This window comes from Ruegeria sp. HKCCD7221, assembly GCF_013031225.1.
Classification (GTDB): Bacteria; Pseudomonadota; Alphaproteobacteria; order Rhodobacterales; family Rhodobacteraceae; genus Ruegeria.
Map to the genome: position 1 here is coordinate 196829 of NZ_WPZE01000007.1, position 19529 is coordinate 216357.

The window sequence follows — 19529 nt, forward strand, 5'->3', positions numbered from 1 at the left end:
AAAAATATCCCGGGGTGCCGCCATTGGTGCGCCATTGGTTCAAACGCCAATGGCGGCGGGGCAGCGCCCCTCGCTCCCGCCCTTGACACACGCCCCCCCACCTGCCAAAGCAGCCAAACACAAATAACCCGCAACCGGGCGTTCAGTGGGCGCCAAACCGACGAGGAGAGCCAACCATGGCCCTGGATTCAAAATCCGTCTCTCTCACTTTTCCCGATGGCAATGCACGTTCCTATGACGCAGGCGTAACGCCCGCGCAGGTGGCTGCCGATATCTCGACCTCGCTGGCCAAAAAAGCGATCTCGGCCACGGTCGACGGCAAGCATTGGGATCTGCAATGGCCCATCGAAGCAGATGCCCAAATCGCCATCCATACCATGAAGGATGAAGATCAGGCCAATGAACTGATCCGCCACGATCTGGCGCATGTCATGGCCCGCGCCGTGCAGGAAATCTGGCCCGCCACCAAAGTCACCATCGGCCCCGTGATCGACAATGGCTGGTACTATGACTTTGACCGCGAAGAGCCATTCACGCCCGAAGATCTCGGCCTCATCGAGAAAAAGATGAAAGAGATCATCAACAAGCGCGACCCCGTCACCACCGAGGTCTGGGATCGCGACCGCGCGATCGAATTCTACAAGGCCAACAATGAGCCCTACAAGGTCGAACTGATCGAAGCCATTCCGGGCGATGAGCCGCTGCGCATGTATTGGCACGGCCACTGGCAGGACCTGTGCCGTGGTCCGCATCTGCAGCACACGGGTCAACTGCCTGGCGACGCGTTCAAGCTGATGTCTATCGCCGGGGCCTACTGGCGCGGTGACAGCGACCGCGCGATGTTGCAGCGCATCTACGGCGTGGCCTTCACCGGCAAGGAAAAGCTGAAGGCGCACCTGCACATGCTGGAAGAGGCCGCCAAGCGCGACCACCGCAAGCTGGGCCGCGAGATGGACCTGTTCCACATGCAGGAAGAAGCTCCGGGGCAAATCTTCTGGCATCCGAACGGCTGGAAAATCTATACCACCCTTCAGGACTACATGCGCCGAATGCAGGAGCGTGACGGCTATGTCGAGGTCAACACCCCGCAAGTTGTCGACCGCAAATTGTGGGAAGCCTCGGGTCACTGGGACAAGTACCAGGAAAACATGTTCATCGTTGAAGTCGATGAGGAACACGCCCGCGAAAAGGCGATCAACGCGCTGAAACCCATGAACTGCCCGTGCCACGTGCAGGTGTTCAATCAGGGTCTGAAGTCCTATCGCGACCTGCCTCTGCGTATGGCCGAGTTCGGATCTTGCGCGCGTTACGAACCCTCGGGGGCGCTGCACGGTATCATGCGGGTGCGCGGGTTCACGCAGGACGATGGCCATATCTTCTGCGCCGAGGATCAGATTGAATCCGAAACTGCCAAGTTCATCGCGTTCCTGTCCAAGGTCTATGCCGATCTAGGCTTCCACGACTGGACGATCAAACTGTCCACCCGCCCCGAAAAGCGGATCGGGTCCGATGAAAGTTGGGATCTGGTTGAAAAGGCCCTTGGGGATGCCTGTAAGGCCGCCGGGTACGACTATGAGGTTCTCGAAGGCGAAGGGGCGTTCTACGGACCCAAGCTGGAATTCACTCTGACCGATGCAATTGGCCGTACATGGCAGTGCGGAACTCTGCAGGTTGACCCCAACCTGCCCGAGCGTCTGGACGCCAGCTTTATTGGCGCAGATGGCGCGAAACACCGCCCCTTCATGCTACACCGGGCGACGCTGGGCTCGTTCGAACGCTTCATCGGCATCCTGATCGAGGAACACGCTGGCAAATTGCCTTTCTGGCTGGCCCCGCGTCAGGTTGTCGTCGCCTCGATCACTTCTGAGGCTGATGACTATGTCGCCGAAGTGGTGGAAACGCTCAAAGCGGCAGGCGTGCGTGCCGAAGCGGACATTCGCAATGAAAAGATCAACTACAAAGTCCGCGAGCATTCTGTCGGTAAAGTGCCGGTGATTTTGGCCGTCGGTCACCGCGAAGTCGAAGACCGTACCGTCAGCGTGCGCCGTCTGGGTGAAAAACAAACTCAGGTTCAATCCCTCGAGACTGTAACAATTGAGCTGTCAAAGGCGGCAACTCCGCCCGATCTGCTGTAACATTCAGCATCAATTTGACTGCGATCCGGCCCCAAGACGGGGCCGGATTGAAATATTTTCCATTTTCGAATTCAAAAACAATGTGTTACCCTTCAAGAGGGCATGACCTTGCCTGACGGGGTTGTGAGACACGGGCTCGTGAATTTAACTGAGCCTTCAAAGCCACTACCTTTGTCATTGTCAAACACAAACATACGCAGTCATCAAAAGGATTTCCGAGATGTCGAACACCGCTAAATCCCTCGTTATCGCAAGTGCCGTTGCTGCAGCAGTATCTGGCATGGCCACCACCGCGACCGCGCAAGCCAAGGAAAAGTGCTATGGCGTATCGCTAGCAGGTGAAAACGATTGCGCCGCGGGCCCCGGCACCACCTGCGCCGGTACATCGACCGTAGATTATCAGGGCAACGCCTGGACCCTTGTCGATGCGGGCACCTGCGCCGATATCGAACTGCCGAAATCGGCAGATGGTTCGGACCGCAAAGGCTCGCTGGAGCCGCTGGAACGCGACCTGCCGGCATAAGCCTAGGCCTTGAAGAATTTAGGGGCGGGCCATAACGCCCGCCTCTTTTTCGTGACCGGGGAATATTCTCATGCTGGACAATGCAATCCGATCGAACAGACTGCCTTCGGCACCGGGCGTCGGCTACAAGCCCCAGCACTTTGCCGAGATCCTCGAGCACGCGAACCCGGTTGCCTGGCTTGAGATTCATGCCGAGAACTATATGGGGGACGGCGGCAGGCCGCTTGCGCAGCTTCGTCACCTTTCAGAACAATTCCCCATTTCAGTTCACGGCGTTGGCCTGTCCATCGGAGGAGAGGCTCCGCTGGATTCCGATCATCTGTCCCGCCTGAAGCACCTTGTCGGCTGGCTCAACCCCGCAAGTTTCTCGGAACATCTGGCTTGGTCGACCCATGACAGCCATTTCCTGAACGACTTGCTGCCCCTGCCCTATACCGACGCCACCCTTGCCCGGATTTGCGAGCATATTGATCAGGTGCAAGACGTTGTTGGCCGGCAGATGCTGCTTGAAAACCCTTCCAGCTACCTCGCCTTCGAGGAAAGCACCTGGTCCGAGCCCGAGTTTTTGGCCGAGATCACCCGGCGCACCGGATGCGGTTTGTTGCTGGACGTGAACAACGTATTTGTCTCGGCCACCAATCTGGATTTCTCTCCGCAGGGCTACATAGATGCCTATCCCCTGGACAAGGTCGGAGAGATTCATTTGGGCGGCCATGACGAAGACGAAGATGACCACGGCCACCCCTTGCTGATCGACAGCCACGGGCGCGAAGTCGTTGACCCTGTTTGGGCGCTATTGGACTATGTACTCGAAAAATCAGGCCCAAAGCCGGTTTTGATTGAATGGGACACAGACGTACCGGACTGGCTTGTCTTGAGGGCCGAGGCTGAACGGGCGCAGACGGCGTTGGACCGCATTCCGGCATGAGTGTATCTCAGACCGCATTCCATACTGCATTGCTGGATCCCTCCCAAGCGGTTCCCGACGGGTTGGTGGATTCATCCGATCAACCTGCTGGTCGTCGTTTCAGCGTTTATCGCAATAACGTGGCCGTTTCGTTGACCGAAGCGATGCATCAGGCCTTCCCAGTGATCACCAAGCTGCTCGGTACACAGAACATGGATGGGCTGTCCGGGATATTTCTGCGCAAGCACCCTCCGACGAACCCGCTGATGATGTTCTATGGCGAAGAGTTTCCCCAGTTTCTGACCGGGATGGAGCAGTTGGCGCATCTTGGATACCTCGCGGATGTTGCCCGTTTGGAATTGGCGCTGCGCCGCTCTTACCACGCCGCTGACAGCACGGCAGTCGACGCCGAGGCTCTGGCCGTTTCTCCCGAAGAAGTCATGCAGGCGAAACTGGAATTCGCTCCGTCGATGCAAATTATCCGGTCCAAATGGCCGATATTCTCGATCTGGCGCTTTAATACGCAAGACGATGCACCAAAGCCTCAGGCCATCGGCGAAGATGTATTGGTCACCCGACCCGAATACGATCCCGCTCCGCACTTGCTGCCCGCAGGCGGCGCGGATTGGATTGCAGATATGATGACCGGTTTGACCATTGGTCAGGCGTTTGAAAACACATCTGCGATGACCCCCGAGTTTGATCTCGGGAACACTCTGGCGCTACTGCTGCAAGGTGGCGCCATTACTTCTGTGACTATCGAAAGGCTGGCACAATGACTGCCCTGATCTCTCTTCACAACAACGTTCTGGGACGGCTGGACAGCTCAGCCAACTGGCTGACCCCGACGCTTGCACGGTTGGTTTTTGTTGCTGTTTTATTCGTTTACTATTGGAACTCTGCGACGCTAAAAATAGATGGATCTATTTTCTCGGCCTCTGCCGGTGCGTTCGGTCAGATATTCCCCAAGGCGGCTGAGGCTGTTTTGTACGACGTCACCCAGATGACCTTCTTTCAACGCATAGTGATCTTTCTGGGTACGGTTGCCGAGTTTGTTCTGCCGGTCTTGTTGCTGGTTGGACTGCTGACTCGGGTCGCGGCGCTGGCCATGATCGGGTTTGTGTGGGTGCAAACCATTGTCGATGTCACCGGCCACGGTGTGAAACTGGGTGGTCTATTCGACAACGCCATCACACTGATGGATCAGCGCGTCATGTGGACGTTCCTGTTCCTGGTGATCGTCATCAACGGCGCAGGTCCGATCTCGCTTGATCGTCTGCTGCGCCTGAAGTGACCTAGAAATGCGCCTTGGGCTCGTCCGGTTTACCCGCGGCCAGCCCAAGGAGGCCCGCCACTGCAGCAAATGCCACAGGGAACATTGTAAACGCATTGAACCCAAACGCGTAATACATCCCAGCCGCGGAAATCAGCAGTAAGACCCCACCGAACAATGCCCGCGCATGAGCCATGGCCCCACCCGCGATTGCCAGCAGGGGCGCAATGATGGACATGGTTTGAATAAGCTGGGCGTTGTCCACTTGCTCGGCCAGCCCTTCGACTTCGCCGAACCGGTCAATCAGCTCTACATAGCCGTAGCCAAAAAAGCCGACAATCATACCGATCAGTCCGGCAATCACACCCAAAATCATCGCTGCGTTACGCATTTCTTGTCCTCATTCTTGCGTCAAAGCAGATAGGTACGCTTTCAGGAAACGCCAAGTGCTGTCTTGGTTTCCGGGGTCCAACCCAAAAAAAGCGCGCCATCCCGTTCAATCAGCGGTCGTTTCATCAGGGTCGGATGATCCTGTATCAGCTCCAACGGAGGTCGCGCGCGCTGCTCTTCATCCAGACCACGCCATGTGGTTGACCGTGTATTAAGCAAACCACCGCCGAAAATATCGAACGCCTCAGACAGTACAGATTCAGGCACGCCTTGGCTGCGAACATCAAAAAATTCGGCAGAAGGAAGTGATTTCAAAGCCTTACGGCAAGTATCACATGTCTTTAGACCAAAAAGGCGCATTTTTAGGCAACTCCTGATTTTGAGCCAATTTTTAGCATTTTCGCCTGCTTCTTTCGGTAATTCTTGATTTTTTACTTCACCGTGCAATGTTGAAAAAGACGAAATGCGCAATCCGGGCCGTGGCGTGTGGGCGAGGCGGTGATGTGTTGCGGTGGCGTCAATCACTACCCCCACCAATTTGTGGGACAACGTGTAAGTAGAAGGAGACACGGGAAATGCCAACTGGCACCGTGAAATGGTTTAATACCACTAAAGGCTATGGGTTTATTGCCCCTGATGAGGGCGGCAAGGACGTATTTGTTCATATCTCGGCCGTAGAACGGTCCGGTCTGACCGGGCTCGCTGACAATCAGAAAATCTCGTACGAGCTGCAAGACGGACGTGATGGCCGCCAAATGGCTGCTGATTTGAAGCCGCTTTAATTTCCCCGTTACTGCGGGAACTAAAAACAGGCCAACGGCTAATTTTCAGCCGTTGTCCGCCGCTAAAGGTGTGCGACCTTACCCTCGGGCCGGTTTTTCTTCGGCACGGGTATGCCAGTCTTGTCCCATTGCCACAATGCATGACGTGCCCGTCGAATACGTGACGACCATGGTCCAGTCACCTGATTTACTGGTCCAGACCTCCATCAACTGTTCGGGTCCACGCAGGCCGGTTGCGTGCCGCTTGGCCCCGAACTGACGAAGAAGCTTGTCATGCATTTTCGGGGTCGGTTCGCAGATCACTTCGGCTATTGGCGACTTGGCAGAAACCGGAGTCGCCAACAACATACCAACGCATACGTATCTAAGAGGTGTCACAAATCTCATGCACCGATCGTAACAGTTTCATGACAAAATGTATAGACAACCGATATGCCTTATCCGGGCATCATCCTTTCTGGATGACACCCTGAAACTCGCGCCATTCCCGCGCGGTCATCCCTGAATTCTCCTGTGTCACAGCCTCGCCCGACAGCATTCTGCGCAGGCAATCGACCATCTGCGCAGACAGGTTCACCGCGCCCAGCCGATAGTCTTCGAACGCACGATAGGCAAACGGCACCCAGTCGGCGACGATCTTGCACATGGTGTCGGCATAAACACGGATTTCATACTGAGCATGCGGGTCAGCGCGCAAACGCAGGAAGTGGAACAGATTGTGTAGGTCCACCTTCCAATACCATTGCGTATAAATATTTGCTGGCAAGTTCATCCGCGCCAATTCGCGCGCCAATCCTTGCTGGCCATCCTGACTGATCATCGCCTCGTAGTTGTCGTAACAGCGGGCACTGTCTGCCTTGAGCATTTCCAGAACGCGCGCGGCCTCTTCCCCCTGCAGGGCGTCACCTCGGCCCTGGTTGTTGATCTCGGACTGCGCCGCGACGTGGTCGGGCGCGGGGATGTAGAACTCACGATCAAGGATCGAGTAACGGGCCGAGTATTCGTTCACATTTGCCGTCCGGTGCCGAATCCACTGACGCGCGACAAAGACGGGCAGTTTGACGTGCAGCTTGATCTCGCACATCTCGAACGGGGTCGAATGCCAATGCCGCATCAAATAGCGTATCAGGCCTTCGTCGTTCTGAACGGACTTGGTGCCCTTGCCATAGGAAACGCGGGCGGCCTGACAAATGGCGGCGTCATCGCCCATATAGTCGATCACGCGCACAAAACCGTGGTCCAGGACCTGATGCGCGGTGTAAAGGTGATCCTCCATTCCCGCTGCCACAACGCGGCGTGTTGGATGCGATTGCGCCCGTTGCGCTTCGATCTCGGCCAGTTGGTCGGTGGACAGCGGCATGAATATTCCTTTCCAGCAATGAGTCGCCCACCACTATATCTCGACAACACCACGACCGGAACCGCGATATGTGCGCCCTGCACAGCAAATTTTAAAATGTGCCCCGGCGACCTCTCGACACGCTTGGTCTGCGCGCTAATCTGCAGGCTATCACCGAAATAGAAAGGAAGCCGCAATGGGGCTCACATACCTCCACACCATGGTGCGTGTTAAAGATCTGGAGAAATCCATGGCGTTTTATGAGCTGCTTGGCCTGAAAGAGACACGCCGTTACGAAAGTGAAGAGGGGCGTTTTTCCTTGATCTTCATGGCGCCTCCGGGACAGGAGGATCGTCCGATCGAGCTGACTTACAATTGGGATGGCGATGATGCGCTGCCCAGTGACAGCCGGCATTTCGGGCACCTCGCCTATGGCGTGGACAACATCTATGACATGTGCCAGCAGTTGCAGGACAATGGCGTGGTTATAAACCGCCCGCCACGTGACGGCAGAATGGCTTTCGTGCGGTCACCTGACAATATTTCTGTCGAACTGCTCCAGAACGGTGAAGCTTTGGCCCCGGCAGAGCCCTGGGTCAGCATGGACAGCACTGGCCACTGGTGATCCGCTGGCTTGCAACACTGGGTCTGGCCTTTATGGCCGGCCCCCTGAAGGCCGAGACCTGCCGCCTCGCCCTTGCGCTGGCTATGGATATCTCTACCTCGGTCGATGCGACCGAGGATATCTTGCAGCGGCAGGGTTTAGCCGCTGCCCTTATCGCGCCCGAGGTCACGCAGGCGTTTTTCTCGTCGCCCATGCCCGTTGCCCTGGCCGTTTACGAATGGAGCGGCCGCGACACACAACACGTCATTCTGGACTGGACGATGATCCGAACGCAGGCTGATCTTCTGACCGCAGCCGCGACAGTTCAAGGTTCGGTCAGAACCGACAGTGGTTCAGCCACCGCCATGGGATACGCGCTGGCATTCGGGGCGACGTTGATGCAACAGGCTCCGGCGTGCCTGTTCCAAACCATCGACCTGTCTGGTGATGGGTCTAACAACGATGGGTACGGGCCAGATTCCGCGTACAGGCACTTCCCGTTTGAAAACACGGTGGTCAACGGTCTGGTCATCAATGCCGCGGATTTTGAGGGAGAGTTGTTTCTCATCCCGTTTTTCGAAAACAACGTCTTGCATGGCCCCGGCGCGTTTCTGGAAGTCGCGCAGGGGTTCGAGGACTTTGAGCGCGCAATGCGCCGCAAACTGGAACGCGAACTGAAAGGGCTGCAAATCGGCGCCCTTCAAGATGCCGACCCCGAATGATACGCCCGATCGCGATTGCGGCTTCTTTTCTGGGCAGCCCGGCGGCGTGTGACTGCAGACAGGCGCTGGCCCTGGGTCTGGACGTATCGGGGTCTGTCGATCAGGCGGAATACCGGTTGCAACTGGACGGTGTCGCTGCTGCATTGCAAAGCCCGGAAGTCCAACAGTTGATCCTGTCCGAAGGGTTAGCTCCGGTGCGAATGGCGATCTTCGAATGGAGTGAAACTCATCACCAGCGTATCCTTGTGAACTGGACCGATATCCGCGTTCGCCAAGACCTTGCGCGGATCGAAGCCAAATTAAGTTCGGTGACCCGCAGCAACGCGCCGCAAGGCACGGCGCTAGGGTCGGCGATGCGGTTCGGGGCCGATCTATTGGCGCAACAGTCCGAATGCTGGAAACAAACACTTGATCTGTCGGGGGATGGCAAACGCAACCTTGGCCCCCATCCACAAGAGGTCAAGAACGAGCTATCCCGAAGTGGGATCACCATCAATGGGCTGGTCATCGGTGTCGACGACGCCGATCAGTCCGATCAGCGCACGGTTCAGGTTAGTGAACTGACGGCCTATTTCACTACCTCGGTCATAATGGGCCCCGATGCTTTTGTGGAAGTCGCGCTGGGGTTTGACGAATACAAAGCTGCGATGACTCGCAAACTGATCCGAGAACTGGAGGGCCTGTCCCTGTCCGCGGTCGGCCGGACCGCCCGCCCCTAGCTAGTAAATATAGCGGATCTGATCCGTCCAATACCGCTCCACCCGGCGCAGTGACCCCGTGATATCCTCGATCCCTTCGAATTCCAGCACCCCGCGGGATTGCAGACCTTCGGCATGACGAGAAAACAATTCGGATACGATGTCACGGATCTGTCGCCCTTGTGGGGTTAGTCGGACCCGAACGGAACGGCGATCAATCTCGCACCGTTGATGGTGCATATACCCCATTTCCACCAGTTTTTTCAGGTTATAGCTGACGTTGCTGCCCTGATAGTAGCCGCGACTTTTCAATTCACCAGCCGTAACCTCGTGATCGCCTATATTGAACAGAAGCAACGCCTGCACAGCGTTGATTTCCAACACGCCGACGCGTTCAAACTCATCCTTGATGACATCCAGAAGCAGACGGTGCAGCCGCTCGACCAAGGCGAGCGCCTCAAGGTAACTGGTCATGCAACCCTTGGCCGCCGGCGCGGAGACCTGCATTTCCATACTCATCCGATCCTCCGATTCAATCGCGCTGTTTCACGCAGCATGAATCGAAAAACCGAAAAATCAGTTAAGTCCGGTTTCTCGTCATTTTTGAAACGTTTGAGCGATATCCGAAATTAAATCGGAATATTGCGCAGGCGGCGCGACCTGACCTGTCACCCACTGATAGAGGTCCTGATCATTTTCGTGCAGAAGCGCGTCATAGTTATCCAACCCGCCCCCATCCATTCCAGCTAGGTTCCGATCCGCATATGCCGACAAAATCAAGTCCATTTCCTTGATCCCCCGACGCATAGAGCGCATTTTCAGGCGTTTGATCCTGACGTCCCGGGTTTCGGTCATTTGCTTTGCTCCAGCATCAGTCGGACGCGCTTTTCCAGACGCGCTGCGCGCTCGGAACTGGCGCGCATTTCACCCCGGATCGAGCGTAGTTCAGCAACAACCTCGGCCAGTTCGGGCGCGCTTTCGTCGGCTTCGACAGGCGCATCCATCCCCTCGCCTTCGCCCGTCAGCAACCACATAATCGAGACATTGACCATGCCAGCCAGCATCGACAGACGGTTGGCCCGAGGCTCGGACAGGTCATTTTCCCACGCCGCGATCGTGGCCTTCTTTACCCCCAATCGGCGCGCCAATTGAGACTGTGTCATTCCACCGGCTTCCCGCGCGCCAGCCAACCGATCCCCGAATGTTGCAGCGTCCGGCCCATACCAGTCGTTTTCATCGTTCATTCGGGTCTCCAATTCTATAGGTCATATTGCTTGAACGTCATTCGGGCGCACCCTATGACAGACAAGTTGATCATTCAAACAGAGGGCCCCAATGAGTTTCCTGTCTGCGACACTGTCACGCGTAAAACCGTCGCCTACAATCGCAATGACGGCAAAAGCCGCCGAATTGAAGGCCGCAGGACGTGACGTTATCGGTCTAAGCGCCGGGGAACCGGACTTTGACACCCCTCAGAATATCAAGGACGCAGCGGTCGCCGCCATCGCCGCGGGCAAGACGAAATACACAGCACCCGACGGCATCCCCGAACTCAAAGAGGCCGCTTGCGTCAAGATGAAGCGCGATCACGGGCTGGAATATACCCCTGCGCAGATTTCAGTTGGCACCGGGGGCAAGCAGACGCTTTATAACGCGCTGATGGCCACGATGAACGAGGGCGATGAGGTGATTATTCCCGCCCCCTATTGGGTTAGCTACCCTGATATGGTGTTGCTGGCGGGCGGTACTCCGGTGGTCGTGGAAACAACGCTTGAGAACAGTTTCAAACTGACCCCAGACCAGCTTGAGGCCGCGATCACGCCTAAGACCAAGTGGTTCATCTTTAACTCTCCGTCCAATCCCACCGGCGCAGGGTATAGCCGCGCGGAACTGAAGGCGTTGACGGATGTTCTGATGCGTCATCCGCATGTGTGGATCATGTCGGACGATATGTATGAACACCTGGCCTATGACGGGTTCGAGTTTTGCACGCCGGCAGAGGTTGAACCTGGGCTGTACGAACGCACACTGACCTGCAACGGCGTGTCCAAGGCCTATGCCATGACCGGGTGGCGGATCGGATACGCGGCGGGACCGGTGGAATTGATTGCGGCGATGCGCAAAATCCAATCTCAGTCGACGTCGAACCCCTGTTCCGTCAGCCAATGGGCAGCGGTCGAGGCTTTGAACGGCACTCAGGCGTTTCTGGACCCGAACAACGTGACGTTCAAACGTCGCCGCGATCTGGTGGTGCGGATGCTGAACGATATTGACGGCATCACCTGCCCCACGCCCGAGGGCGCATTCTATGTCTATCCATCCATTGCGGGGCTTATCGGAAAGACATCGCCCGCAGGCACTGTGATCGAAAACGACGAGGCGTTCGCAACCGCCCTGCTGCAAGAAGCGGATGTGGCCGTCGTGTTCGGCGCAGCTTTTGGCCTGTCGCCGAATTTCCGCGTCAGCTATGCGACGTCGGACGAGGCGCTGACCGAAGCTTGCACACGCATACAACGCTTTTGCGCGTCCCTAACCTGATCGGAGGTTTCATGACAGCAATGTTGCCTGAATACTATTTCCGTGTTCGAGAGAACGGTGCAGCGGTTTTCAAGATCTACACTGAAAACCGCCAGCGCCGGATCGAAATGGATCAGATCGCTGTCATCAACATCCGCAACGGTGAGGTCAAACCACATGGCCAACGCTCGCTGTCCGAGGCGGATCGGACTGAAATCGAGCGGTGGATGGACGAGCGCAAAGAGCTGTTGGCCCACCGGGATATCGACGACATTCACCGGGCGGTCGACTACCTGAATCTGACCGCGCAATGGGCGCAATCCAAGGCAACCGACGAACAGCTTGAAGACGTTACGGACCGGTTGCTGCTGGCGATGCACGATCTGCGGTCGGTGCTGGTGCGCAAGAAAGCTGATCGCTTGGACAAAAGCTGATCAGGCCGAATTGCTGGCGGCCATCGGAACCCCGCGAACGGACCGTAGCCAAAACCGGGCCATCAGAAGAACGGCTGCGCAGGCCAGTCCCAGAACGAGGCCGAGCCAGACGCCGATGCCGTCCATCCCGCGGACAAAGCCAAAGTAATACGAGGCCGGGATTCCAATTACCCAATAGCTGAGCCCCGCCATCACCATCGGTATCTTGGCGTCCTGCAACCCTCGCAACAGGCCCAGGGCGATAACTTGCGCTCCGTCCACCAGTTGAAACAGTGCCGCCATCGCCAGAAGCCCGGTGCCGATCAGCAAGATTTGCGAGCGCTGCGGATCATCGGGTTCCATGAACAGAGAAATCAACGGCTCGGCGCAGGTCAGGAACAGGATCACCGTCAGGATCGACATCACCAATGACATCCCCGTCACCGCGATCGCCCCTTTTTCAAGATGCGCCCGATCTTTGCGCCCCAACGCATTGCCCGCACGGATCGTGGCCGCATTGGACAGCCCGAGATGCACCATGAACGTGGCCGATGCGAGGTTCAGCGCGATCCCGTGGGCCGCCAGAGGCACCTGACCCAGCCAGCCCATCATGATCGCTGACATTGCAAACAGGCTTACCTCGGCCAATGTGGTCAAGCCGATGGGCACGCCCAAACGCAGCACGCTGAAGAAGAATTCCCAATCCGGCCGCCAAAAGCGTTGAAACAGGCTGTGTTCAGGCAAAACGCGCACTGCATAGATTACGACGAATACCAATGAAACGATCTGTGTCACGACCGAGGCAATAGCCGCACCAATAACGCCAAGCTCTGGCGCGCCCCAGTTTCCAAAGATCAGCGCATAGTTGGTGAACCCGTTGACCACGGCGGCTGTGACGGTGATCCACAACACGATCTGAGTGCGTTCGAGCGCCGCCAGATAGGATTTCAACACCATTACTATAAGCGCCGGAAATAACCCCCAGCCTGCAACCCGCAGGTATTCGGATGCGGTTTTGGCCACCTCCGGCTCCTGATCCAATGCAATCAAGATCGGGTACGACCACCACAAAAGCGGCATCATCAACGCCGCATAGATCAGCGACAGCCACAGCCCCATGCGGGTCGAGCGACGAATGCTCGTCTCGTCCTCTTCGGCGGCGGCGGTGGCTACGATGGGCATGACGGCCCACCCAAACCCAGCACCAAACAGAAACAACACAAAGTAATAGCTGCTGGCCAGCGTGACTGCGGCCAGCGCCTCGACCCCATACCATCCCAGCATGATGGTATCGGTCAGACCGATGGCAAACTGCGCCAGATGCCCGCCGATCAACGGCAGGCCCAGTACGGCAATAGCCCGGAAATGGCCGCGATATGTCATCACCTTGTTCATTGCCCCAGCCTTATGCCCGGCCAGAGGCCGGGACAAGACCAGAACAGTGAAATTTCACAGTGAGACTATGAAACCCAAGACAAAATCCACGCCCCGGACACCCCTTATCGCGCGTCAGGGTGCAGCGAGTTACCCAGAATATGCTCGGACCGATGGATCACGTGATGTGCCTGTCCGACAATCAGCGGATCGGGTTCACCCACGATGTCATGGTCCTTATCCGGATAATCCAGCGTCGACAGGAAGTGAAGCATCGTATTAAGGCGCGCGCGCTTCTTGTCGTTCGACTTGATGATGGTCCACGGGGCGTCGGCTGTGTCTGTATAGAAGAACATCGCCTCTTTCGCTTCGGTGTAGTCCTCCCACTTGTCCAGGCTGGCCTTGTCGATGGGAGACAGCTTCCACTGCTTCAACGGATCAGTCTCGCGGCTTTTGAACCGGCGCTGCTGTTCGGTTTGCGTGACCGAGAACCAGTATTTGTAAAGCTGAATGCCGGAACGAACCAACATACGCTCTAGCTCTGGGGTTTGCCGCATGAACTCAAGGTATTCATTCGGAGAGCAGAACCCCATGACCCGCTCGACACCCGCACGGTTGTACCAGGAGCGGTCGTAGAAAACCATTTCCCCAACCGTTGGCAATTCCTGCACGTAACGCTGGTAATACCATTGGCCTTTTTCTTCCCATGTCGGCTTGTTCAAGGCCACAACGCGGGCTTGCCGTGGGTTCAGATGCTCCATGAACCTTTTGATGGTCCCCCCCTTGCCTGCGGCATCGCGCCCCTCAAACAGCAACACGAACCGCTGACCGGTCTCCTGCGCCCATAGCTGAACTTTCAGCAATTCGGCCTGCAACTGGGCCTTTTGTTCTTCGTACGTTTTACGGGCCAACTTGCGGTCATAAGGATATTTGCCGCTTTCGAAAGCATGGCGAATCTTGTCCGGGCTGGGCTGGCGTTCTGTGTCGGCCAAAGGTGGTACGATTTGAACCTGACCGTTTTTCTGTTCGATCTGCGCCGCTGTTTCCATTCAGTCTCTCCTTGCTACACTGTCCGACAAGGCATCTAGCAGAATGTGAAAAAACGCGCTTTGATTGGTGTCAAACTGCTACATCTTTCTTGTCGCGTTTACGTAAACACTCCAAGGGGTTCCGCTATGGAAAACAGGTTTATCGAGCTTAATGGTCAGAGTTTTTATCTGCGCAGTTGGGGCGACCCTTCGCTGCCGGTGATGCTGATGCTGCACGGCTTCCCTGAATATGGCGGTGCGTGGGGCGATCTGGCCCCGCACCTGTCAGAACACTTCCATTGCATCGCCCCCGATCAGCGCGGCTTTGGTCAAAGTTGGGCCCCAGCGGGAACTGATCACTTTGCCCTGTCCAAACTGGTTTCCGACATGGCAGCCCTCATCGAGGATGTCGGTGCACCCGTTTGCGTTCTGGGTCACGACTGGGGCGCGGCAGTGGCCTACGGGCTGGCAATGTTCCGTCCGGAACTGGTCAGCAAGCTGATTATCGCAAACGGGGTTCATCCGGTTCCGTTTCAACGTGCCCTTGCGGAAGGAGGCGCACAGTCAAAAGCATCCCAATACATCAACGACCTGCGCGACCCAAACGCGGCCCAGCGGTTCTCGGCCGATGATTTTTCCCTATTGGAACGCTTTTTCCGGCGCGGCATGGGGGTTGACTGGCTATCTGACGAACAAATGCAGGACTACCGCACCGAATGGGCGCGCCCCGGGCGGCTTGATGCGATGCTGAATTGGTACCGGGCGTCACCTCTGATTGTTGCCGACCCGGATAAGCCCCTGACTGACCTGCCGGACTTGCCCTTGGATCGGCTAATGATCAAATGTCCGCACCTGTTGCTTTGGGGACCCGAAGACACCGCGCTGCTGCCCGAGTCGACTGCCGGGCTGGAGGACTTTGCCCCGGACCTGACCAGGATCGACATTCCCGGCGCTGATCATTGGCTGCACCATCAGCGCCCCGAGGTTTTGGCGCAGGAAATCAAGAACTGGATGGCGTCTTGACCGCCTAGCGATGCCCCCAATCGGCCGGGTCGTCCGAGTTGTTCGGCGATAGCCCAAGAACATCACCATCCGTCGAACAGCCAAGCCCCAGAACCGTCCGGTTGGCATAGGAGAAATACGCACAGACCTGATTGATCTCGAGGATTTCGCCGTCATCCCACCCGGCCTTCCGCAACGCCTCGACATCGGCCGCAACCATGTCTGACGGGGCTTCTGTCAATTTGCGCGCATACATCATCGCGGCGATTTGTGCCGCGTCCAGTGGGGCGGATTGGGGGGAACCTGCCTCGATTGCCGCGCGAATGGCATTGCCGCGATCGGGGTCGTTCAACAGGCGTTGCAATCCGCTGAAATGATGTTCAACGCAATAGGCGCAGCGATTCAAGGAACTTACCCAAACACCCAGCACCTCAAGAAACCATTTCGGGATCGTATTGGCAGAATGGTGCAGGACATTCTTATAAAGCGCCATGTGGCCTTCCATCGAATGCGGCCGCAAGGAATGCACCATCATAATATTATCCACATTATTTCCGGGGCCGGTCACACGGTCGTACAGTTTTTTCAACCTGCCCGATGCCTGATCGAACGGAACTGTCTTGATCCAACTCATTCGGTTTCCTTGCTTTTTTCACACACAACGAGCGCACCTTAGACGCCCGCGACAAGATCTACGAGGGCCTATCGCGGACCAGTTTTCTGTTTATCACCCCGGATGCGGTGCCGAGATTTCTCAGTCCAAGCGACAAACAAACATTGTGGCGGACAAAGGCATCGTCATGCCATCTGGGCCAAAGCGATTTTCCAATTCGGTCGCAAATTCCCCCGCGACGTCCTCGGGGTCGACACCGCCTCGTTCATTGATTTCGTCAATCAGCGGGTTCCCAAAAACCAACGATCTGGAGAAAACCTCCAGATCCTGAATCTTCTTTTGAATTTTAATGGTTTCATGCGTTACGTTGCTCCACCCGGCGGAAGACAGATCGCCAAGAACGGTGGCAGGATCGCCATAGTGAAAAGGAACTTTGTAGAACCCAGGCGGGTCGTCAGGAAAAACCTTCTGCATAAGCTCGTGTGCCATCTGCGAAAATGGGTTCTCTGACATTGGGCTCCAGACATTGAAGACATATCTGCCGCCCGGCCGCAAAACGCGCGCTGCTTCTCGATATGATGCGATTTTGTCGGGAAAGAACATTACGCCGAACTGACAGACCATTAAGTCAAATTCCGGCCCGTCAAACGGAAGCTCCATCGCATTGGCAACCGCAAACTGAATGTTCTCGTCACCGGAAAACTTGGCCTTCGCCACTTCCAGCATCGGCGCGTTCAGGTCGGTCACCAACAGACTTGCCTCTGCCGGTAACTTGTCCCGCAAGACTCTGCTGACTATTCCGGTACCCGCCGCCAGTTCAATCACCGAACTGGCGGGCTCATCGCAGCACTTTTCAGCAATGAGTGCCGCGTAGTCGACGAAGATATTTGGCCCCAGACCCTTGTCGTAATGTGTCGGTATATCTCCTACGAAACTGGCCGAGTTCGTGGTCATTTCAAATTCCCCCAATTAATTGATAATGCCAAGTGTCCCAATCTTATGCGAAAACGGGCTAACGCGCGAATGGCGGCCTGGGTTTGGCAAAATCCCACAACACTTCGCGTCCCTCTTCCCCCGGACCACATCACCTGCCATAATGGGCAAAACCCAAAAACAAGAGCAGCACCGATGCCCGACGATCTGTTGACGCCCAGCGCGACCGCTACATATGACGCCTCTTCAATCGAGGTTCTTGAAGGTCTGGAACCCGTTCGCAAACGCCCCGGCATGTATATCGGCGGCACGGATGAGCGCGCTTTGCACCACATGGTCGCGGAAATCCTCGACAACTCGATGGATGAGGCGGTCGCCGGTCACGCCAACCGGATCGAGGTTGAGCTGCACGAAGATTATGCGCTGACCGTGCGCGACAACGGACGCGGCATCCCGATTGATCCGCACCCCAAATTCCCTGACAAGTCCGCGCTTGAGGTCATCCTGTGTACCCTACATGCGGGCGGTAAGTTCTCGGGCAAGGCCTACCAGACATCGGGCGGTCTGCACGGTGTCGGTGCTTCGGTGGTGAATGCGTTGTCGGATTCTATGGTTGTGCAGGTGGCCCGTGACAAGACGCTGTTCGAACAGCGGTTCTCGCGCGGTATCCCTTTGGGTCCAGTGGAAAAGGTCGGCGCAGCCCCCAACCGGCGCGGCACCACGGTCACCTTCCATGCGGATGCCGAAATCTTTGGCTACCACAAATTCAAACCGGCACGACTGTTCAAGTCCATCCGGTCCAAAGCCTACCTGTTCTCGGGCGTCGAAATCCGCTGGAAATCACATATCGACGACGGCGAGACCCCGACCGAGGCGACGTTCCACTTCCCCGGCGGCCTGTCCGATTACCTCAAGGAGACGATGAACGGCTCGTCCACCTATGCCGAGCAGCCCTTTGCGGGCACCGTGGACTTCACCGAGAAATTCGGCACACCGGGCAAGGTCGAATGGGCGATCAACTGGACGCCCTCGCGCGACGGGTTCATCCAATCCTACTGTAACACCGTCCCCACCCCCGAAGGCGGCACCCATGTGGCGGGATTCTGGGCCGCGATCCTCAAGGGGATCAAGGCTTACGGCGAGTTGATCAACAACAAGAAAGCCGCGCAGATCACTCGCGAAGATCTGATCACTGGCGGCTGCGCGCTGGTCTCGTGCTTTATCCGCGAGCCGGAGTTCGTGGGCCAGACCAAAGACCGCCTTGCCACGGTCGAGGCGCAGCGACTGGTCGAAAATTCGGTCCGCGACCATTTCGATAACTGGCTGGCGGCGGATACGAAATCCGCCGGCGCGATCCTCGACTTTGTGATACTCCGAGCCGAGGAACGTCTGCGCCGACGGGCCGAGAAAGAGACACAACGCAAGTCCGCCACTAAAAAACTTCGTCTTCCCGGAAAGTTGGTGGACTGCTCTAGTCCAACACGCGACGGAACCGAATTATTCATCGTCGAAGGAGATTCTGCGGGCGGCTCCGCAAAAATGGGCCGGGACCGCAAAACACAGGCCCTTTTGCCCCTGCGCGGCAAGATCCTGAACGTGCTGGGCGCGGCCAGTTCCAAGCTGGGCACCAATGCCGAGATCAACGACCTGACCCAAGCGCTGGGCGTGGGGCTTGGCACCAAGTTCAACGTCGACGACCTGCGCTATGACAAGATCATCATCATGACCGACGCGGATGTGGACGGGGCGCATATCGCGTCCTTGCTGATGACGTTCTTCTTCACCCAGATGCGCCCGATGATCGACGCGGGCCACTTGTACCTCGCCTGCCCGCCCCTTTATCGCCTGACCCAAGGCGCCAAGCGCGTCTACTGTCTGGACGAGGCCGAGCGGGACGAATGGTTGGAGAAAGGTCTGGGCGGCAAAGGCAAGATCGACGTCTCGCGCTTTAAGGGTCTGGGTGAAATGGACGCCAAAGACCTGAAAGAGACCACGATGGACCCGGCATCCCGCAAACTGATCCGCGTCACGATTGATGAGGACGAACCCGGCGAAACCGGCGATCTGGTCGAGCGCCTGATGGGTAAGAAGCCCGAACTGCGGTTCCAATACATTCAGGAGAACGCGCGGTTTGTGGAGGAGTTGGATGTTTGAGATAGGGTTACTGTGCCATTAACCGCAGCAACTGGCTTTCAGAAATAAACAACGGACGCTCCGATTTTAGGCTCAGGACTCATAGCCAAAAGATAACGAGTGCGGCGAGCGCGATTGCAGAG

At 56.8% G+C, this 19529-nt stretch carries 24 protein-coding genes; 13 read left to right on the forward strand and 11 right to left on the reverse strand.

Annotation, left to right across the window (positions count from 1 at the left end):
• Positions 1-176 precede the first annotated feature (176 nt).
• The 5 genes from thrS (at position 177) to GOX73_RS16655 (ending at position 4859) form a co-directional block, all read left to right on the forward strand.
• Complete coding sequence (gene thrS, locus GOX73_RS16635) at positions 177-2135, forward strand: threonine--tRNA ligase (RefSeq protein ID WP_171126471.1); 1959 nt, start codon at positions 177-179, stop codon at positions 2133-2135.
• Between the two features lie 220 nt (positions 2136-2355).
• Positions 2356-2658 (forward strand): DUF2282 domain-containing protein, encoded by a 303-nt coding sequence (locus GOX73_RS16640; protein ID WP_171122091.1) that lies wholly within the window; start codon positions 2356-2358, stop codon positions 2656-2658.
• Between the two features lie 70 nt (positions 2659-2728).
• Positions 2729-3586, forward strand: coding sequence for a DUF692 family multinuclear iron-containing protein (locus tag GOX73_RS16645; RefSeq protein WP_171126470.1), 858 nt, complete (start codon positions 2729-2731; stop codon positions 3584-3586).
• Positions 3583-4344: a DNA-binding domain-containing protein gene (locus GOX73_RS16650; protein WP_171126469.1), complete on the forward strand. Its 762-nt coding sequence runs from the start codon at positions 3583-3585 to the stop codon at positions 4342-4344. The genes GOX73_RS16645 and GOX73_RS16650 overlap by 4 nt, the downstream gene beginning before the upstream one ends.
• The gene (locus tag GOX73_RS16655) at positions 4341-4859 is read left to right on the forward strand and encodes a DoxX family membrane protein (RefSeq protein ID WP_171122088.1); all 519 of its coding nucleotides are present in this window, start codon (positions 4341-4343) and stop codon (positions 4857-4859) included. Before GOX73_RS16650 ends, GOX73_RS16655 begins: the two co-directional genes overlap by 4 nt.
• 1 nt (position 4860) lies before the next feature.
• Here the strand turns inward: GOX73_RS16655 and GOX73_RS16660 are convergent, their stop codons facing one another.
• The gene (locus GOX73_RS16660) at positions 4861-5229 is read right to left on the reverse strand and encodes a hypothetical protein (protein WP_171122087.1); all 369 of its coding nucleotides are present in this window, start codon (positions 5227-5229) and stop codon (positions 4861-4863) included.
• A gap of 41 nt (positions 5230-5270) precedes the next feature.
• On the reverse strand, positions 5271-5588 hold the full coding sequence (locus GOX73_RS16665; protein WP_171126603.1) for an ArsC/Spx/MgsR family protein: 318 nt from the start codon (positions 5586-5588) through the stop codon (positions 5271-5273).
• 215 nt (positions 5589-5803) lie between these two features.
• Between GOX73_RS16665 and GOX73_RS16670 the strand changes: the two genes are divergently transcribed.
• Positions 5804-6010 (forward strand): cold-shock protein, encoded by a 207-nt coding sequence (locus GOX73_RS16670; protein ID WP_170382500.1) that lies wholly within the window; start codon positions 5804-5806, stop codon positions 6008-6010.
• 78 nt (positions 6011-6088) lie between these two features.
• Here the strand turns inward: GOX73_RS16670 and GOX73_RS16675 are convergent, their stop codons facing one another.
• Both GOX73_RS16675 and thyX read right to left on the reverse strand, forming a co-directional pair.
• Positions 6089-6397, reverse strand: coding sequence for a hypothetical protein (locus tag GOX73_RS16675; RefSeq protein ID WP_254429224.1), 309 nt, complete (start codon positions 6395-6397; stop codon positions 6089-6091).
• A 61-nt stretch (positions 6398-6458) separates the two neighbouring features.
• On the reverse strand, positions 6459-7370 hold the full coding sequence (gene thyX, locus GOX73_RS16680; protein WP_171126468.1) for an FAD-dependent thymidylate synthase: 912 nt from the start codon (positions 7368-7370) through the stop codon (positions 6459-6461).
• A 175-nt stretch (positions 7371-7545) separates the two neighbouring features.
• Between thyX and GOX73_RS16685 the strand changes: the two genes are divergently transcribed.
• Genes GOX73_RS16685 through GOX73_RS16695 form a run of 3 tightly spaced genes read left to right on the forward strand, consistent with a single transcriptional unit; the run spans position 7546 to position 9394 of the window.
• On the forward strand, positions 7546-7974 hold the full coding sequence (locus tag GOX73_RS16685) for a VOC family protein (RefSeq protein ID WP_171126467.1): 429 nt from the start codon (positions 7546-7548) through the stop codon (positions 7972-7974).
• Positions 7971-8675, forward strand: coding sequence for a DUF1194 domain-containing protein (locus tag GOX73_RS16690; RefSeq protein WP_171126466.1), 705 nt, complete (start codon positions 7971-7973; stop codon positions 8673-8675). The genes GOX73_RS16685 and GOX73_RS16690 overlap by 4 nt, the downstream gene beginning before the upstream one ends.
• On the forward strand, positions 8672-9394 hold the full coding sequence (locus GOX73_RS16695; protein ID WP_171126465.1) for a DUF1194 domain-containing protein: 723 nt from the start codon (positions 8672-8674) through the stop codon (positions 9392-9394). Before GOX73_RS16690 ends, GOX73_RS16695 begins: the two co-directional genes overlap by 4 nt.
• Here the strand turns inward: GOX73_RS16695 and GOX73_RS16700 are convergent, their stop codons facing one another.
• The 3 genes from GOX73_RS16700 to GOX73_RS16710 all read right to left on the reverse strand — a co-directional run bounded on the left by GOX73_RS16700 (position 9395) and on the right by GOX73_RS16710 (position 10617).
• Positions 9395-9892 (reverse strand): MarR family winged helix-turn-helix transcriptional regulator, encoded by a 498-nt coding sequence (locus GOX73_RS16700; RefSeq protein ID WP_171126464.1) that lies wholly within the window; start codon positions 9890-9892, stop codon positions 9395-9397.
• Positions 9893-9970: 78 nt separating this feature from the next.
• Positions 9971-10228, reverse strand: coding sequence for a succinate dehydrogenase assembly factor 2 (locus GOX73_RS16705; RefSeq protein WP_171126463.1), 258 nt, complete (start codon positions 10226-10228; stop codon positions 9971-9973).
• A complete protein-coding gene (locus tag GOX73_RS16710; RefSeq protein WP_171122079.1) occupies positions 10225-10617 on the reverse strand; it encodes a helix-turn-helix domain-containing protein in 393 nt (130 codons plus the stop codon). The genes GOX73_RS16705 and GOX73_RS16710 overlap by 4 nt, the downstream gene beginning before the upstream one ends.
• A gap of 91 nt (positions 10618-10708) precedes the next feature.
• On the opposite strand from GOX73_RS16710, the gene GOX73_RS16715 reads away from it, so the two are divergent.
• Positions 10709-11911, forward strand: coding sequence for a pyridoxal phosphate-dependent aminotransferase (locus GOX73_RS16715; RefSeq protein WP_171126462.1), 1203 nt, complete (start codon positions 10709-10711; stop codon positions 11909-11911).
• Between the two features lie 11 nt (positions 11912-11922).
• On the forward strand, positions 11923-12324 hold the full coding sequence (locus tag GOX73_RS16720; protein WP_171126461.1) for a hypothetical protein: 402 nt from the start codon (positions 11923-11925) through the stop codon (positions 12322-12324).
• Here the strand turns inward: GOX73_RS16720 and GOX73_RS16725 are convergent, their stop codons facing one another.
• On the reverse strand, positions 12325-13698 hold the full coding sequence (locus tag GOX73_RS16725) for an MATE family efflux transporter (protein ID WP_171122076.1): 1374 nt from the start codon (positions 13696-13698) through the stop codon (positions 12325-12327). It lies immediately after the preceding gene.
• A gap of 104 nt (positions 13699-13802) precedes the next feature.
• Positions 13803-14726, reverse strand: coding sequence for a polyphosphate kinase 2 (ppk2, locus tag GOX73_RS16730; protein ID WP_171126460.1), 924 nt, complete (start codon positions 14724-14726; stop codon positions 13803-13805).
• Between the two features lie 126 nt (positions 14727-14852).
• Between ppk2 and GOX73_RS16735 the strand changes: the two genes are divergently transcribed.
• A complete protein-coding gene (locus GOX73_RS16735) occupies positions 14853-15728 on the forward strand; it encodes an alpha/beta fold hydrolase (protein ID WP_171126459.1) in 876 nt (291 codons plus the stop codon).
• 4 nt (positions 15729-15732) lie between these two features.
• Here GOX73_RS16735 and GOX73_RS16740 read toward each other — a convergent pair whose 3' ends face one another.
• Positions 15733-16341, reverse strand: coding sequence for a carboxymuconolactone decarboxylase family protein (locus tag GOX73_RS16740; protein WP_171126458.1), 609 nt, complete (start codon positions 16339-16341; stop codon positions 15733-15735).
• Between the two features lie 120 nt (positions 16342-16461).
• Positions 16462-17274 (reverse strand): class I SAM-dependent methyltransferase, encoded by an 813-nt coding sequence (locus tag GOX73_RS16745; RefSeq protein WP_171126457.1) that lies wholly within the window; start codon positions 17272-17274, stop codon positions 16462-16464.
• A 174-nt stretch (positions 17275-17448) separates the two neighbouring features.
• On the opposite strand from GOX73_RS16745, the gene parE reads away from it, so the two are divergent.
• The gene (gene parE, locus GOX73_RS16750) at positions 17449-19407 is read left to right on the forward strand and encodes a DNA topoisomerase IV subunit B (RefSeq protein ID WP_171135010.1); all 1959 of its coding nucleotides are present in this window, start codon (positions 17449-17451) and stop codon (positions 19405-19407) included.
• Positions 19408-19529: the final 122 nt, after the last annotated feature.